Origin of the sequence: Microcystis sp. M113S1, from assembly GCF_020246945.1 — a bacterium.
Lineage (GTDB): Bacteria > Cyanobacteriota > Cyanobacteriia > Cyanobacteriales > Microcystaceae > Microcystis.
On record NZ_JADBSA010000354.1, the window covers coordinates 1 to 13758 of the forward strand.

A 13758-nucleotide genomic window follows, 5' to 3' on the forward strand; every position below is an offset into this window, starting at 1 on the left:
GCGATGATTGTTCCCAATGAGGTGGCGAGTTATGGTTGTCGTCAGGGTTTATTTGTGTTGGTGCAGTCAGGGGAAAATGTAATAATTTTAAATGATGCGGAGTTTACGCCCCAGGTTTGGTAGGTTGAGCTTTCGTTCCACCCCCTCGCTAGGAGGAATGTATCTTAGAATACATTTTACCCACCAAATCCAAGAGAGCCATGAGAGTGGAGAGATTTAAAATTTAGAGATTTTATTTTTCTCTAAACGTTTAGAGTCTCAAACCCAATTTGAATTACTATTAGAGGAAAATTTAAAAATGACTGAGCCATTAACAGCAGGTTTACTTGTCACCTTAGCAGTACAAGAGTTTGTGAAGTCTGGGACGGGAGATTTAGCGAAACGGTTTACGGCTGAAGCTTTGGATAAGATTCCTATTTTATGGGAAAAGATCAAAACTCGATTAATGGGAAGATCGGAGAAAGTTAATGAAGCATTGGCTAAGGTTGAAAGTGGTGATAGTACAGCGATCGCAACTTTGACTAAAAATTTAGATGTGATTTTAGATGAAGACTCCCTTTTTGCTGAGGAGTTACAGATTTTAGGACGAGCAATTCAAGCAGGGGAAATCACCCAAGTTGGTTTAAGAGATGTTACGGCAGGTCGCATAAAAGCAGAAATCAAGCAAAAAGCTAAGGGCGATCTCGTTGAACAAATTGGTGCGCAGCAGATCAAAGCGGATGGAGACGCTATTTTTACAATTGACCAAGAAACTAACTAATTTTATAACGATTATGGATAACAAAAATACTCTGACAGGGATTAAAGATTCAACGTTTGGTGATTATGCTCAAGTTGAGATTAAACAAACGATTAATTTACCAAAAGTAAGTACAACAATTCCCAGTGATGTACGACAAGGATCACCCAATTTTGTCGGGAGGCAGCAAGATTTAAAGAATTTGCATAAGGCGTTACAAAATGAGGGTAAGGTTTCGGTTTGTGCGGTGCGGGGTATGGGAGGTGTGGGTAAGACTGAGTTAGCGGTTCAGTATGCGTTATCAAAAGAGTTTCAACAGCGATATGTGGCTTGTTATTGGTTTTCTCTCAATCAAGGGGATTTAGCGACTCAAATTTTATTAAAAGCTGCGCCTTATTTAGCAATGCCGGAGAAGTTACAGAAATCGGGAAGTGTTGAGGAACAGGTGAAGTGGTGTTGGCAAAATTGGCATCCTCAAGAGGGACAAATTTTACTTGTTATTGATGATGTTAAAAGTTTAGAAGATATTCCTGAAGAGTTGCTCCCAATTTCCTCTCGTTTTAAGGTGATGCTAACGACGCGAAAAAGGAATCTGAGTCTGAGGTTTTGGGAGTTATCGTTAGGGGTGTTGTCAGAAGCGGAGTCTATTGAACTGTTAACAAAAATTGTCGATGCTGAACTCACTTCGCGCATTGAAAATGAGATAGAAACAGCGAAGGAGATTTGTCGTTATCTGGGTTATTTACCTTTAGCATTAGAGTTGGTTGCTAAATATTTAAAAGATGATCGGATGTTGTCTCTGGAAGATTATTTAAAGCAGTTGAGTCTTGAGGATGAGTCGCTTTCCGATGAAATGGTGAGGGGAATTACGGCTGAGAGGGGTGTGATAGCTGCGTTTAATTTGAGTTGGCAACGTTTGCAAGGTTTAGCAACTCAGTTGGCGATGCTGTTGGGAAGGTTTGCTGCTGCTGCTATTCCTTGGCAAGAGTTGGTGGAACCGACGATAAACAGTTTGGGATGGGAGAAGAAAGCAGTCAAGGATGCACGCAAGCACTTAGATAATTTGTCTCTGATTGAGATTGAGAATGGTAAAAATATTGTTATTCATGCTTTGTTGAGAGAGTATTTTCGTTATCAAAGTAAGCAGGAAGGGGATGATTTTATTCATGTTCTGCAAGGAGGAATTGCGAGTAGTGGAATTGCCGTAGCAAAGACTATTCCCCAGGATCCCGTTATTGCAGATATTGACAGAGTGCGTCTGGCTATTCCTCATCTGGAGTTACTGAGTCAAGAGATGCTGGATGATATTCCTAATCCTGATGATAATTTAATTTGGGCATTTGTTGGGGTAGCACGGTTTTATTCGGGGCAAGGACAGTATAACTCGGCAGAAAGATATTGTGATAATTGTCTCAAAGCGGTACAATCTCGCTCAGGAGACAATCATCCCCTTGTGGCAACTTCCCTCAACAATTTAGCATACTTGTACTGTTCCCAAGGCAGATACCCAGAAGCAGAACCTCTCTATCTAGAAGCATTAGATTTGATAAAACGACTCTTAGGAGACAATCATCCGGATGTCGCAGCTTCCCTCAACAATTTAGCAGCATTGTACCAATACCAAGGCAGATACCCAGAAGCAGAACCTCTCTATCTAGAAGCATTAGATTTGAGAAAACGACTCTTAGGAGACAATCATCCCCTTGTGGCAGCTTCCCTCAACAATTTAGCAGAATTGTACCGTTCCCAAGGCAGATACCCAGAAGCAGAACCTCTCTATCTAGAAGCTTTAGATTTGAGAAAACAACTCTTAGGAGACAATCATCCGGATGTCGCAGCTTCCCTCAACAATTTAGCAGCATTGTACCAATCCCAAGGCAGATACCCAGAAGCAGAACCTCTCTATCTAGAAGCATTAGATTTGTCTAAACGACTCTTAGGAGACAATCATCCCGATGTGGCAACTTCCCTCAACAATTTAGCACAATTGTACCGTTCCCAAGGCAGATACCCAGAAGCAGAACCTCTCTATCTAGAAGCATTAGATTTGTATAAACGACTCTTAGGAGACAATCATCCCCTTGTGGCAACTTCCCTCAACAATTTAGCAAACTTGTACCAATCCCAAGGCAGATACCCAGAAGCAGAACCTCTCTATCTAGAAGCATTAGATTTGAGAAAACAACTCTTAGGAGACAATCATCCCGATGTGGCACTTTCCCTCAACAATTTAGCACTATTGTACTACTCCCAAGGCAGATACCCAGAAGCAGAACCTCTTTATTTGCAAGCTTTAGCAATTGCCGAGCAAGCTTTAGGGGAGAATCATCCTAATACTGTTAAGATTCGGGAAAACTTAGAGTCGCTCCCGTAGGATGGGTTATTAACCCATCCGATAATACAACAATATAAAATAATACAATCACCTTCAATCAACCAAACAATCATGACTACACTCAAAGATATTGAATCCGCGATTCTCCAGTTGCCTGACGAAGAAATCCATCAATTATCAGCTTGGTTACAAGACTATCTTGATGATAGTTGGGACAAACAGATAAAAAACGATCTCGAATCAGGGAAACTCGATCGACTATTACAAAAAGTCAACAATGATATCAGTAACAATCAAGTTAAGCCTTTAGATGAAATCCTTAACAACTCCTGATTTTTGGCAATGTTATGCCAACTTACCTCCCTACATTAAGCAACAGGCAAAAAAAGCCTATCGTCTCTGGATTAGTAATGTTTTCCATCGATCATTACATTTCAAGAAAGTAGGGAAAAATGTCTGGTCAGTCCGAATAACTGAGAATTATAGAGCTTTAGCATTGAAAAAAGGTGAAGATTATTACTGGTTTTGGATTGGTTCTCATGATGAGTATGAAGAGTTAATTAAATAGAAGGAGAAAATTAACCATGCTAGATCCTCAAGAATTTCGCAATATTATCCACCAAGATTTTACTGAAGTTACCTCACAGGAATTTCTGGCAAATCAAAAAAAATACTGTCCAGAAATTTTTGAAGGCGATAACTATCCCAATATCACTGAAAATCTTAATAATTTAGCAAAACTCTACCAATCCCAAGGAAGGTACGCAGAAGCTGAACCACTCTATTTACAAGCTTTAGAATTGAGAAAACGACTATTAGGGGAGAATCATCCCGATGTATCATCTTCCCTCAATGGTTTAGCAAAATTGTACAATTCTCAAGGAAAGTACGAAGAAGCTGAACCCCTCTATTTACAAGCATTAGCAATTGCCGAGCAAGCTTTAGGGGAGAATCATCCTAATACTGTTAAGATTCGGGAAAGTTTACAAAAGATGCGACAACAGCAACATCCATCGTATTAACTGTGATTGATGGGATTATGTCAAGTTTTTAGGAAATTAAATCAGTTTATTCTTAATCAAACTTAAACGGAGAAAATTAATGACAACCAACTTATTAAATAATGCTATTACCATAGATAACGAAATTCAACATGGTAAACCAATCTTAACAGGAACCCGAATCCCGATCGCCATTGTTATTGGTTCCCTGGCAGGAGGAATGAGCTATGAAGAAGTCATGGAGGAATATGGAGTTACTCAAGAGCAAATTCTTGCTTCTTTAGCATATTTTTCTGAACTTTTAAATAATGAAATCATTTATCCAATGGAGAAACCCAGTTGAAAATTCGCTTTTTAATTGATGAAGACTGCCCCTTAAGTTTAAGCAACTTGCTAAATTCTAAAGGTTATGACGCTATTCATGTAAAAACCTCTGGACTAAGTGGCACAAAAGACCCTGAGCTATTTCGATTTGCTCAACGAGAACAGCGAATTATTATTAGCCGTGATTTGGGATGGGCTAATATCAAAAATTATCCTCCCAATACCCATTGTGGTCTGATTATTTTACGATTTCCTTTTGAGGCGATAGCGGTAGAAATTAGACAGGTTTTAGAAAATTTTATCAATACCGTAGATATAGAAGAAATTATTGGCTCAACGGTAATTGTGGATAAAAATAAGTTTAGGATCAGAAAATCTGGTTGACAAATTAATAGTGTTCCTAATATAAATTAAACAGCGATCGCCACTTTTAAACCTGATAGAAAAACAGCAATTCTTTTACAGTTCATTAAATTGTAATTGCTTTTTCCCTACCCAATAAACCCAACAGAATAAACCCATGAATACAGCAACCCAAACCATCAAAGTCTATAACGAAATTATTGAACTAATCGCAGGGGGAACCACTCCCCAATCGGTGATTAACTTTCATCTTTCCGATACCGCTCAAAATCGCCTAGAAGACCTAATTTATAACGCTAAAAATAATGAACTTACCCAAGATGAAAAACAGGAACTCGATGCTTATTTAATGCTAGAACATATTATGACCCTAGCAAAAGCAAAAGCTCACAAATATCTCAATGGAGCCAACTAAAATGGCTCGACCTTACATTAGTGCAGAATTGCGAAAATTAGTTGCTGAACGTGCCGATTTTCTCTGTGAATATTGCTTAATTTCTGATGCTGATAGGGTATCTGGCTGTCAGGTGGATCATATCATTAGTGTTAAACACGGGGGAGCAACTTCGGCTGATAATTTGTGCTACGCCTGTATTTTTTGCAATTTACAAAAAGGTACAGACTTGCTGAATACAACACAATCATAGTATTCATTTAATCATTCAAATCACAGTTTAGACTTATTATGGGATTATGGGATGGATTATATTGTTAATATTGTTTTGCAGTACAAAAAAGGTCATAAAAAATCATGGAAAAACAACTATTACTCAATAAAATTAAACAAGCAGTACAAGCGATCGAACCACAAGCGCAAATATTTCTTTATGGTTCACGGGCGCGGAATGATGCTCAACCAGACTCTGATTGGGATATATTAGTATTAGTTGATGGGATCACCAACCCTACTCGCACATCTCAAATCCGTCGTCAAATTTATGAAATCGAATGGGAAACAGAAGAAGTTATTTGTACCATTGTTCGCAGCAAAAATCAATGGGAACATCCCTTATTACAAACTACTCCTTTCTGGCAATCAGTTAACAAAGAAGCCATTATGTTATGAGTAAAAATTTCCCTCATGATCAACTAATTAGGTATCGTTTAAATCGTGCAGAGGAAGCTTATCAAGATGCTTGTTCTCTTGCTGATGGTGCAAGATGGAATAGTTGTATCAATCGTCTATATTACAGTTGCTTTTATGCTGTTACGGCTTTACTTGCTTATGATAATCTCTCATCTCCAAAACATACAGGTGTCCGTAGTCTCTTCAATAAAAACTACATCCGTAGTGAAATTATTTCAAAAGACTTTGGTGCAATTTATAACGAATTGTTTGAATACCGTCTCGAAGCAGATTATACAGACTTTGCAGATTTTGATGAATTACAAGTTCTTCCTTTCATTGCAAAAGTGAGAGATTTTTTAAATATAATTTCAGACCTGCTTCCTACTGATTAAATGACAAAAGTATTGTATAGCAATACATTAAGTAAAGAGCATCTCAATACACAAATGATTCGTAATAATTTACAAATGCTGCGACAGTCACATCCATCGTCTTAACTGCGATCAATTTGACTATGGGATGGACTATGATTGATCATTGATGAAGGTTTGCTGAATACAACACAATCATAGTATTCATTCAATCATTCAAATCATAGTTTAGACTTATCAGCGTTTTCTACCTGTTTGTCGCCGGTGATACCGTTGATGAACTAGGCGATAGCTAACAAAATAGGTTATCGTAGCAAATACCGTCGCTGATAGTAAGCAACCAAAAAACAGGGTCAAAAGAAATTGGCCGCCAGAACTAGCTAACTTTTCGGTGAAGCTTTGATTAGTTTGAAAAATGTTGCCCAGATTCGATCGCCCGCTTTGACCAAGAATAAACTCTCCTAATTTATAGTTAAACAGGAAAATTGGCAGATCGGTCAAGGGATTGCTGATATAAGTACCTGCAGCAGCTGCGATTTTGTTGGCACGAAATAGGGTGGCTAAAAAGATAGCGACGATGATTTGAAGGCCCATCCACGGGAAAAATCCCGAAAAAACTCCCAAGGCAAAACCCCTGGCAATTTCCCTAGGATGTCCTTGTAATCGCATTAAGCGAATATACCAATAGCGCAAAAATCGCAGTAAGCGATTACTCGAATATTTGCCGCTTTTTCTCGCTTTTAATGGCCGTGAATGCATATTTTCGGGCATAAATGCTGACAAAATTGATACGGAGTTCAATTTTAGCAAGGAGTGATTAAGAGATGTTAAACACAGGGGATACGATCGCTGCCATCGCTACGGCGATCGTTCCGCAACAGGGTAGCATCGGTATTGTCCGTTTATCCGGTAGTCAGGCATTGGCGATCGCTCGTCAGCTTTTTCATACCCGCAATCGTCAAAAATGGCAAAGTCATCGTCTTCTCTACGGTTATATCCGGCATCCCCAAAGTCAGGCAATTATCGATGAAGCTTTACTGTTGCTCATGTTAGCACCCCGCTCTTTCACTCGCGAGGATGTGGTGGAATTTCACTGTCATGGCGGCATTATGCCCGTACAACAGGTGTTACAGTTATGTTTAGAAAATGGGGCGCGTTTGGCACAAGCGGGGGAATTTAGCCTGCGTGCCTTTCTTAACGGCAGAATTGACCTAACTCAAGCCGAAAGCGTCGTCGATCTCGTTGGGGCGCGTTCTCCCCAAGCGGCACAATTTGCCCTCGCTGGTTTACAGGGGAAACTCGCGCAACCGATCCGCCATTTGCGCTCCACCTGTCTCGATATTTTGGCTGAAATTGAGGCCCGTATTGACTTTGAAGAGGATTTACCGCCCTTGGATCACGAGGTGATTCTTCATAGCATAGAACAGGTTTTTTGTCAAGTAAATTTAATTTTAGCCACTGCCGAGCGCGGGGAATTGCTGCGTAGTGGTCTGAAAGTGGCGATCGTGGGGCGGCCGAATGTGGGTAAATCCAGTTTGTTAAATGCTTGGAGTCGGAGCGATCGAGCGATTGTCACCGATTTACCCGGCACTACCCGCGATATTGTCGAATCTCAGCTAGTTGTGGCGGGAATCCCCGTACAAGTCCTCGATACGGCAGGAATTCGCTCGGCCAGCGATCGAGTCGAACAAATTGGGGTGGAACGTTCCCGTCAAACGGCCCGGTCTGCTGATTTAGTTCTCTTAACCGTCTCCGCAGAGTCAGGATGGACCGAGGAAGACGAGGAAATTTATCGCTCTGTCAGCGATCGCCGATTAATTTTAGTGATTAATAAAATTGATTTAGCTAATCCCGAAATGATAATTTACCCAGCAGAAATTGAGAGAGTTGTCAAGCTATCCGCCGCCCAAAATCAGGGTATTGAAGACTTAGAAAAAAGTATTATTAATGCTGTCCAAAATCAAGAACTACAGGCGGCTAATTTGGATTTAGCCATTAATCAACGACAAGCGGCCGCTTTAACTAGGGCGAAAATTGCTTTGGAACAGGTCAAAAAAACAATTGACCAAGATTTACCTTTTGATTTTTGGTCGATCGATCTGCGTACTGCCATTCAAGCTTTAGGAGAAATTACCGGCGAAGAAGTAACTGAATCGGTACTCGATCGCATTTTTAGCCGTTTTTGTATTGGCAAGTAAGCAATTAGAAAATCTGGTCAACCAGAAACAAGTTTTTATCCTTTTGTGTTGGGTTAACTGTAGTCTTGTTGAGAATTATAAAGATCAGATATTACTGGAAAAAAATACTTTCCAAGCGGCCGTAATAATGGCACTTCCCAAAAGGATAATCAATGTCCAGACCTGATTTTTTTGGGTTCCTTCCACTGATTTTAGCCGATTGTCGATGCCTTCGATTTTCTCGTCTAAAACTTTAATATCCCCTTTGATATCTGCTTGTCCTATCTCAAGTTTTGTTAAGCGATTATCTAATCGATCAAACCGTTCATCAATCTTATCGAATTTCTGGCTAACTTCCTTGATACTGTCTTTAATTTCTTTAAGGACGACATCAAGGGAATAAGTAACAGTTTCGTTAGACATTGGGTCAACTCCTATACTGCATCTGGTTGGATATAATTTTATCTTAGTCTAGGCTTTAAGAAAATTTTTTTCAGGAGCGGTTAACTGTAGTCTTGTTGAGAATTAGAGAACTCAGATATTACTGGAAAAAAATACTTTCCAACCGGCCGTAATAATGGCACTCCCCAAAAGGATAATTAATGTCCAGACCTGATTTTTTTGGGTTCCCTCTACCGATCTGAGCCGATTGTCGATGCCTTCGATTTTCTCGTCTAACACTTTAATATCCCCCTTGATATCGGTTAGTCCTATTTCTACTTTGGTTAACCGTTCATCGATTTTGTCAATCTTCCCCTCAATCCTTGTGAGGACAGCTTCTAGGGAATAAGTAACAGTTTCGTTAGACATTTGGTAAACTCCTATACTGCATCTGGTTGGGGATAATTTTATTTTAAGTCTAGGCTTTAAGAAAATTTTCTTTCAGGAGCGGTTAATCTTTTTGGGTTCGTTTAACTGTAGTCTTGTTGAGGATTAGAGAGATCAGATATTACTTGAAAAAAATACTTTCCAAGCGGCCGTAAAAATGGCACTTCCCAAAAGGATAATCAATGTCCAGACCTGATTTTTTTGGGTTCCCTCTACCGATCTGAGCCGATTGTCGATGCCTTCGATTTTCTCGCCTAACACTTTGATATCCCCTTTGAGATCGGCTATTCCTATTTCTACTTTGGTTAACCGCTCATCAATCTTATCGAATTTTTGACTAACTTCCTTGATACTGTCTTTAATTTCTTTAAGGACGACATCAAGGGAATAAGTAACAGTTTCGTTAGACATTTGGTAAACTCCTATACTGCATCTGGTTGGGGATAATTTTATTTTAAGTCTAGCTTTAAGAAAATTTTCTTTCAGGAGCGGTTAATCTTTTTGGGTTCGTTTAACTTTAGTCTTGTTGAGGATTGGAGAACTCAGATATTACTGGAAAAAAATACTTTCCAAGCGGCCGTAAAAATGGCACTTCCCAAAAGGATAATCAATGTCCAGACCTGATTTTTTTGGGTTCCCTCTACCGATCTGAGCCGATTGTCGATGCCTTCGATTTTCTCGTCTAACACTTTAATATCCCCCTTGATATCGGTTAGTCCTATTTCTACTTTGGTTAACCGATCTTCTACCTTGTCAAATCTTTCGTTAACCCGCTTCTCAAGCGAGTCAATCTTTCCCTCAATCCTTGTGAGGACAGCTTCTAGGGAATAAGTAACAGTTTCGTTAGACATTTGATAAACTCCTATACTGCATCTGGTTGGATATAATTTTATCTTAGTCTAGGCTTTAAGAAAATTTTCTTTCAGGAGCGGTTAACTCTAGTCTTGTTGAGGATTAGAGAGATCAGATATTACTTGAAAAAAATACTTTCCAAGCGGCCGTAAAAATGGCACTTCCCAAAAGGATGATTAATGTCCAGACCTGATTTTTTTGGGTTCCCTCTACCGATCTGAGCCGATTGTCGATGCTTTCAACCTTTTCGGTTAAAGTGGCTACTCCTATTTCCACTTTGGTTAACCGTTCATCGATTTTGTCGATCTTCCCCTCAATCCTTGTCAGAATAGCTTCTAGGGAATAAGTAACAGTCTCGTTAGACATTTGGTAAACTCCTATACTGCATCCGGTTGGATATAATTTTATCTTAAGTCTAGGCTTTTTGGCATTCCTTACCCTATAGTTAACTTTACTTTTGTCCAACCACTGAGACAGTGTTAGGTGAAAACTTAGATAGTTTCTTGTCACTGATTACCAGTTACTGTTCATTCTCTACGGAAAAACCCTAACTGCCAATTTTTTCGGGAACTTCCTAACATCCCATTCATCTTAAAGCCCAGATTCCACAGGGAAAAAGGAGGAAATCCAGAGGAGTTTCAGGCTTTTTTCCTAGCCCTCTCGGTTTTCTTTTGGTTTGACACTCCCATCGCACTCATGCGAGGGATTCTTCGTTCACGGGGAGATGCCTTGCAAAAGCAGTGCCTTTACTTGGTCTTACTCTCCCTCCAGAAGCAGTAGCGGTATGCCCTACCGCCAAAATTCGTAAACCTTCATCTCGAATATTCTTAGCGGCATTGATGTCTCTATCGTGGGTTTCTCCACACTTAGGACATTGCCAACTACGAATATCCAAGCTTAAACTGTCAACACGATTTAAGCAGTTACTACAAGTCTTGGAACTAGGAAAAAATCTGTCAACTTCTATATAGATTTTTCCTTCCCATTCAGCCTTGTATTTTAACATAGTACAGAATTGACCCCAACCAGCATCACTAATTGATTTTGCTAGTTTCTGGTTTTTGACCATGTTTCTGACTGCCAGATTTTCTACCACTATGACTTGGTTTTCGTCAACTAATTTACGACTTAGTTTGTGGAGGAAATCTTCACGACAACGAACAATTTTAGAGTGAACTTTAGCAACTTTAACTCTAGCTTTATTTCGGTTGTTAGAGCCTTTTTGCTTGCGACTTAATTTCTTTTGTCTCCTCGCTAATCTCTGTTCGTACTTACGGTAGTATTTAGGATTCCCGTGTTTAGTCCCGTCTGATGTAATAGCAAAATGGGTTAGTCCAACGTCTATCCCGACAGCTTTTCCTTCTGATGACCCTTCGGCTTCGCTCAGGGTTAATTTTTGGGGTAAATCCTGACCATCATCATAAAGACAAGATGCGAAATATTCTCCCGATGGATTAACTGAAACCGTAACAGACTTTAAGCTTCCCTCTGGTTGCCGTGAAACCTTGCAATAGACTTCACCAATTTTAGGCAATACCAGAACATCATCTTTTAACTTACAGTGCTGAGGAAATCTAATCGACTGCCTATTTTGCTTTTTCTTGAAGTTAGGATATTTAGTTCTACCTTCAAAGAAATTAAGGAAAGCACTAGAAAGATTTAAAGCTGCTTGCTGTAATACCTGCGATGGTACTTCGCTTAACCACTCATACTCTTTTTTTAGGGAAGGCAGCAGCTTAATTATTTCGTTTCTGCTTAATCCTTTTCCAGTTTGCTTGTAAGTTTCAGATGTTAAGTTTAGAGCGTAATTGTAAAACCATCTAGCACAGCCAAACGACTTGGCAAGCAAAACTGATTGCTCACTGGTCGGATAGATTCTGTACTTGAATGCTTTTAGCATTTTGCTTACCAACCTATATCTACTGTGGTAAACTATGCTAGGCTAAACTGTCAAGGATTTAATCGTGCTTTGCGGTTCTATTCTGGTCAGGGTTTCATCCCGTCTGTAAAACTGAGGGTCTTTACCCCGACATCTGTGATAAAAAAGAGGAAAACTGATGATTACTATACGCAAAGCGGAGGAAAGAGGCCACGCTAACTATGGTTGGTTGGATACCTATCATACTTTTTCTTTTGCCCAATATTATGATCCCCAACAGATTAATTTTAGGAGTCTAAGAGTTATTAACGAGGATAAAGTGATTGGGGGAAAAGGATTTCACACCCACGGACACCACGATATGGAGATTTTAACCTATGTTTTGGAGGGAGAACTAGAACACCAAGACAGTCTCGGTACAGGTTCCGTGATTCGACACGGTGAAATTCAACGGATGAGCGCAGGAACAGGAATAAAACACAGTGAATTTAATCATTCTGCCACTAATCCCCTCCATCTTCTGCAAATTTGGATTATTCCCGACCCAAAAAATCTAGAACCCAGTTATGAACAAAAAGCGATCGAATTTTCTTCCCATACCCTACAATTAATCGCCTCTCCCACCGGCGCCGGTAACGCGGTTAAAGTCCATCAAGACGTTAATCTCTACGCGGGAATTTTGCCCCTAGGACAGTCCCTCACCCATTCCTTAGCTCCCAGTCGTTATGGCTGGTTACAGGTGGCTAGAGGGCAAATAACCCTAAATAGCGTGCATTTACGAGCGGGGGATGGAGCGGCAATTAGCGAGGAAACTTCTGTGGCTATTCAATCTCTAGAAGACTCGGAAATTTTGCTTTTTGACCTAGGGTAGTGGGGTTGAGTGTTAGGAATTCTAGGGGCTAAGTTTTGCCGCCAATTCCCCGGCCGACTTTTAGCCATCAATACTGTCCACCACGCTCAGAAAATCGTTGTGGATTAGCTCGGCGATAAAATTCTCCGGATCGGTGATGGGAACAGTAACGCCTTGGCTGGCTACCATCTGTGCGGCCATCCGAGTCATGAAGTCCTGTCTTGTTTCCGCCATTCTCCCCTGACATTGTTGTAATTTTTCCACCAATTCCAGTGGGGAATCGGCCGCCAGTTTATCCCCCTCGCGGGTGACATAAATTGTCATCTTTCCTACCTCCTAAATGATCGGGAACGAGAATTCGGCACTACTAAACCACTTCTTTTCTCGCTATCATCATTGCTAGTTAGTTAGTCCCATCCTCGTCCGTCTTTCCCTATTTCCATTATTTTTTCTGGCTTGTCGCCTGGTAATTATTATTATCGCCAAAATAAAGGGATAAATTTGTCAATCTTTGTAACGAAAAATCAAGAGAACCTGTTCTCAGGGTATCGCCCCGAATCCTTGCGGAGAAATTTGTTACAATGAATACAAGGGAACTCCCCGCGCCAGAGCCCATCCCTAGTAAAAAATTGGTGGGGTAGGGAGCGCAAGCGAATAGTCCCCATCGGGACGGCATTTGTCAGAGTTCCCCGCTTCCTTTGGTTTTAGGGGGAAAATCCATGAAATCTGGAACATTATTATCGCCCGATCGACCGCTGCCAGAATTTCTCCGGTCAGCTATCCAAGACCGCTTTCCGGGGAAAGCGATCAATGATCTCAGCATCCGCTACTTTGACATCCTCGCCGCCCTAAAAGTGCGGCGATTCCTAAACCTCACGATTTAAGTTTCTGCTTCAACCACCGTTGCATACCACGGTTAAAAAACCATGTACTGTCTTACACAAAGTCCACAGACTTTCGCGACCTTTCA

General features: G+C 40.4%; 21 protein-coding genes and 2 pseudogenes. 15 read left to right on the forward strand and 8 right to left on the reverse strand.

What is annotated here, in order from left to right:
- From IM319_RS17715 to IM319_RS17770, 12 genes and pseudogenes are all read left to right on the forward strand, one after another.
- Nucleotides 1–123, forward strand: a pseudogene (locus IM319_RS17715) (DUF3782 domain-containing protein); the annotation flags it as partial.
- Between the two features lie 175 nt (nt 124–298).
- On the forward strand, nt 299–760 hold the full coding sequence (locus IM319_RS17720; protein ID WP_287736456.1) for a hypothetical protein: 462 nt from the start codon (nt 299–301) through the stop codon (nt 758–760).
- Between the two features lie 13 nt (nt 761–773).
- Nucleotides 774–3113, forward strand: coding sequence for an FxSxx-COOH system tetratricopeptide repeat protein (gene fxsT / locus IM319_RS17725; protein WP_287736457.1), 2340 nt, complete (start codon nt 774–776; stop codon nt 3111–3113).
- 72 nt (nt 3114–3185) lie between these two features.
- Nucleotides 3186–3407: a hypothetical protein gene (locus tag IM319_RS17730; RefSeq protein ID WP_002736659.1), complete on the forward strand. Its 222-nt coding sequence runs from the start codon at nt 3186–3188 to the stop codon at nt 3405–3407.
- Nucleotides 3385–3642 carry a hypothetical protein gene (locus tag IM319_RS17735; protein ID WP_002737575.1) on the forward strand — a complete coding sequence of 86 codons (258 nt, stop codon included), beginning with the start codon at nt 3385–3387 and terminating at the stop codon, nt 3640–3642. Before IM319_RS17730 ends, IM319_RS17735 begins: the two co-directional genes overlap by 23 nt.
- Before the next feature lie 16 nt (nt 3643–3658).
- Nucleotides 3659–4096 (forward strand): tetratricopeptide repeat protein, encoded by a 438-nt coding sequence (locus IM319_RS17740; protein WP_287077662.1) that lies wholly within the window; start codon nt 3659–3661, stop codon nt 4094–4096.
- A gap of 79 nt (nt 4097–4175) precedes the next feature.
- Nucleotides 4176–4418 carry a DUF433 domain-containing protein gene (locus IM319_RS17745; RefSeq protein ID WP_024969749.1) on the forward strand — a complete coding sequence of 81 codons (243 nt, stop codon included), beginning with the start codon at nt 4176–4178 and terminating at the stop codon, nt 4416–4418.
- A complete protein-coding gene (locus tag IM319_RS17750) occupies nt 4415–4783 on the forward strand; it encodes a DUF5615 family PIN-like protein (RefSeq protein ID WP_002744172.1) in 369 nt (122 codons plus the stop codon). The genes IM319_RS17745 and IM319_RS17750 overlap by 4 nt, the downstream gene beginning before the upstream one ends.
- 136 nt (nt 4784–4919) lie before the next feature.
- On the forward strand, nt 4920–5177 hold the full coding sequence (locus IM319_RS17755; protein ID WP_287736458.1) for a hypothetical protein: 258 nt from the start codon (nt 4920–4922) through the stop codon (nt 5175–5177).
- A gap of 1 nt (nt 5178) precedes the next feature.
- The gene (locus IM319_RS17760; RefSeq protein WP_287736459.1) at nt 5179–5409 is read left to right on the forward strand and encodes an HNH endonuclease; all 231 of its coding nucleotides are present in this window, start codon (nt 5179–5181) and stop codon (nt 5407–5409) included.
- Nucleotides 5410–5513: 104 nt separating this feature from the next.
- On the forward strand, nt 5514–5828 hold the full coding sequence (locus IM319_RS17765) for a nucleotidyltransferase domain-containing protein (protein ID WP_024971013.1): 315 nt from the start codon (nt 5514–5516) through the stop codon (nt 5826–5828).
- Nucleotides 5825–6223 (forward strand): HEPN domain-containing protein, encoded by a 399-nt coding sequence (locus IM319_RS17770; RefSeq protein ID WP_287736460.1) that lies wholly within the window; start codon nt 5825–5827, stop codon nt 6221–6223. The genes IM319_RS17765 and IM319_RS17770 overlap by 4 nt, the downstream gene beginning before the upstream one ends.
- Nucleotides 6224–6439: 216 nt before the next feature.
- Here IM319_RS17770 and IM319_RS17775 read toward each other — a convergent pair whose 3' ends face one another.
- Nucleotides 6440–6973 carry a DUF2062 domain-containing protein gene (locus tag IM319_RS17775; protein WP_287077665.1) on the reverse strand — a complete coding sequence of 178 codons (534 nt, stop codon included), beginning with the start codon at nt 6971–6973 and terminating at the stop codon, nt 6440–6442.
- A 53-nt stretch (nt 6974–7026) separates the two neighbouring features.
- Here IM319_RS17775 and mnmE point away from each other — a divergent pair, with 53 nt between their 5' ends.
- Entirely contained in the window at nt 7027–8400 is a 1374-nt protein-coding gene (mnmE, locus tag IM319_RS17780) for a tRNA uridine-5-carboxymethylaminomethyl(34) synthesis GTPase MnmE (RefSeq protein WP_287736461.1), read from the forward strand.
- A gap of 84 nt (nt 8401–8484) precedes the next feature.
- Here mnmE and IM319_RS17785 read toward each other — a convergent pair whose 3' ends face one another.
- The 6 genes from IM319_RS17785 to tnpB form a co-directional block, all read right to left on the reverse strand.
- Nucleotides 8485–8802 (reverse strand): DUF4164 family protein, encoded by a 318-nt coding sequence (locus IM319_RS17785; protein ID WP_079209767.1) that lies wholly within the window; start codon nt 8800–8802, stop codon nt 8485–8487.
- Between the two features lie 111 nt (nt 8803–8913).
- Nucleotides 8914–9189: a polyhydroxyalkanoate biosynthesis repressor PhaR gene (locus IM319_RS17790; protein ID WP_286826966.1), complete on the reverse strand. Its 276-nt coding sequence runs from the start codon at nt 9187–9189 to the stop codon at nt 8914–8916.
- A 132-nt stretch (nt 9190–9321) separates the two neighbouring features.
- Nucleotides 9322–9618 (reverse strand): polyhydroxyalkanoate biosynthesis repressor PhaR, encoded by a 297-nt coding sequence (locus tag IM319_RS17795; RefSeq protein ID WP_287676308.1) that lies wholly within the window; start codon nt 9616–9618, stop codon nt 9322–9324.
- Between the two features lie 131 nt (nt 9619–9749).
- Nucleotides 9750–10058: a DUF4164 family protein gene (locus tag IM319_RS17800; protein WP_287683645.1), complete on the reverse strand. Its 309-nt coding sequence runs from the start codon at nt 10056–10058 to the stop codon at nt 9750–9752.
- A 112-nt stretch (nt 10059–10170) separates the two neighbouring features.
- Nucleotides 10171–10425 carry a hemolysin XhlA family protein gene (locus IM319_RS17805; RefSeq protein ID WP_286826896.1) on the reverse strand — a complete coding sequence of 85 codons (255 nt, stop codon included), beginning with the start codon at nt 10423–10425 and terminating at the stop codon, nt 10171–10173.
- 328 nt (nt 10426–10753) lie between these two features.
- Nucleotides 10754–11959 carry an IS200/IS605 family element RNA-guided endonuclease TnpB gene (tnpB, locus tag IM319_RS17810; RefSeq protein ID WP_287736462.1) on the reverse strand — a complete coding sequence of 402 codons (1206 nt, stop codon included), beginning with the start codon at nt 11957–11959 and terminating at the stop codon, nt 10754–10756.
- A 157-nt stretch (nt 11960–12116) separates the two neighbouring features.
- Between tnpB and IM319_RS17815 the strand changes: the two genes are divergently transcribed.
- Entirely contained in the window at nt 12117–12809 is a 693-nt protein-coding gene (locus tag IM319_RS17815) for a pirin family protein (RefSeq protein ID WP_287736463.1), read from the forward strand.
- 60 nt (nt 12810–12869) lie between these two features.
- On the opposite strand, the gene IM319_RS17820 is transcribed toward IM319_RS17815, so the two are convergent.
- Nucleotides 12870–13112: a hypothetical protein gene (locus IM319_RS17820; protein WP_287736464.1), complete on the reverse strand. Its 243-nt coding sequence runs from the start codon at nt 13110–13112 to the stop codon at nt 12870–12872.
- A gap of 257 nt (nt 13113–13369) precedes the next feature.
- Here IM319_RS17820 and IM319_RS22645 point away from each other — a divergent pair.
- Nucleotides 13370–13624: pseudogene (locus IM319_RS22645) on the forward strand (hypothetical protein); the annotation flags it as partial.
- Nucleotides 13625–13758: the final 134 nt, after the last annotated feature.

Excerpts from the sequence above, each read along its gene's own strand:
- IM319_RS17720 (WP_287736456.1), top strand. The coding sequence starts at position 299 with ATGACTGAGCCATTAACAGCAGGTTTACTTGTCACCTTAGCAGTACAA.
- fxsT (WP_287736457.1), top strand. The coding sequence starts at position 774 with ATGGATAACAAAAATACTCTGACAGGGATTAAAGATTCAACGTTTGGT.
- IM319_RS17730 (WP_002736659.1), top strand. The coding sequence starts at position 3,186 with ATGACTACACTCAAAGATATTGAATCCGCGATTCTCCAGTTGCCTGAC.
- IM319_RS17735 (WP_002737575.1), top strand. The coding sequence starts at position 3,385 with ATGAAATCCTTAACAACTCCTGATTTTTGGCAATGTTATGCCAACTTA.
- IM319_RS17740 (WP_287077662.1), top strand. The coding sequence starts at position 3,659 with ATGCTAGATCCTCAAGAATTTCGCAATATTATCCACCAAGATTTTACT.
- IM319_RS17745 (WP_024969749.1), top strand. The coding sequence starts at position 4,176 with ATGACAACCAACTTATTAAATAATGCTATTACCATAGATAACGAAATT.
- IM319_RS17755 (WP_287736458.1), top strand. The coding sequence starts at position 4,920 with ATGAATACAGCAACCCAAACCATCAAAGTCTATAACGAAATTATTGAA.
- IM319_RS17760 (WP_287736459.1), top strand. The coding sequence starts at position 5,179 with ATGGCTCGACCTTACATTAGTGCAGAATTGCGAAAATTAGTTGCTGAA.
- IM319_RS17765 (WP_024971013.1), top strand. The coding sequence starts at position 5,514 with ATGGAAAAACAACTATTACTCAATAAAATTAAACAAGCAGTACAAGCG.
- IM319_RS17770 (WP_287736460.1), top strand. The coding sequence starts at position 5,825 with ATGAGTAAAAATTTCCCTCATGATCAACTAATTAGGTATCGTTTAAAT.
- IM319_RS17775 (WP_287077665.1), bottom strand. The coding sequence starts at position 6,973 with ATGCCCGAAAATATGCATTCACGGCCATTAAAAGCGAGAAAAAGCGGC.
- mnmE (WP_287736461.1), top strand. The coding sequence starts at position 7,027 with ATGTTAAACACAGGGGATACGATCGCTGCCATCGCTACGGCGATCGTT.
- IM319_RS17785 (WP_079209767.1), bottom strand. The coding sequence starts at position 8,802 with ATGTCTAACGAAACTGTTACTTATTCCCTTGATGTCGTCCTTAAAGAA.
- IM319_RS17790 (WP_286826966.1), bottom strand. The coding sequence starts at position 9,189 with ATGTCTAACGAAACTGTTACTTATTCCCTAGAAGCTGTCCTCACAAGG.
- IM319_RS17795 (WP_287676308.1), bottom strand. The coding sequence starts at position 9,618 with ATGTCTAACGAAACTGTTACTTATTCCCTTGATGTCGTCCTTAAAGAA.
- IM319_RS17800 (WP_287683645.1), bottom strand. The coding sequence starts at position 10,058 with ATGTCTAACGAAACTGTTACTTATTCCCTAGAAGCTGTCCTCACAAGG.
- IM319_RS17805 (WP_286826896.1), bottom strand. The coding sequence starts at position 10,425 with ATGTCTAACGAGACTGTTACTTATTCCCTAGAAGCTATTCTGACAAGG.
- tnpB (WP_287736462.1), bottom strand. The coding sequence starts at position 11,959 with ATGCTAAAAGCATTCAAGTACAGAATCTATCCGACCAGTGAGCAATCA.
- IM319_RS17815 (WP_287736463.1), top strand. The coding sequence starts at position 12,117 with ATGATTACTATACGCAAAGCGGAGGAAAGAGGCCACGCTAACTATGGT.
- IM319_RS17820 (WP_287736464.1), bottom strand. The coding sequence starts at position 13,112 with ATGACAATTTATGTCACCCGCGAGGGGGATAAACTGGCGGCCGATTCC.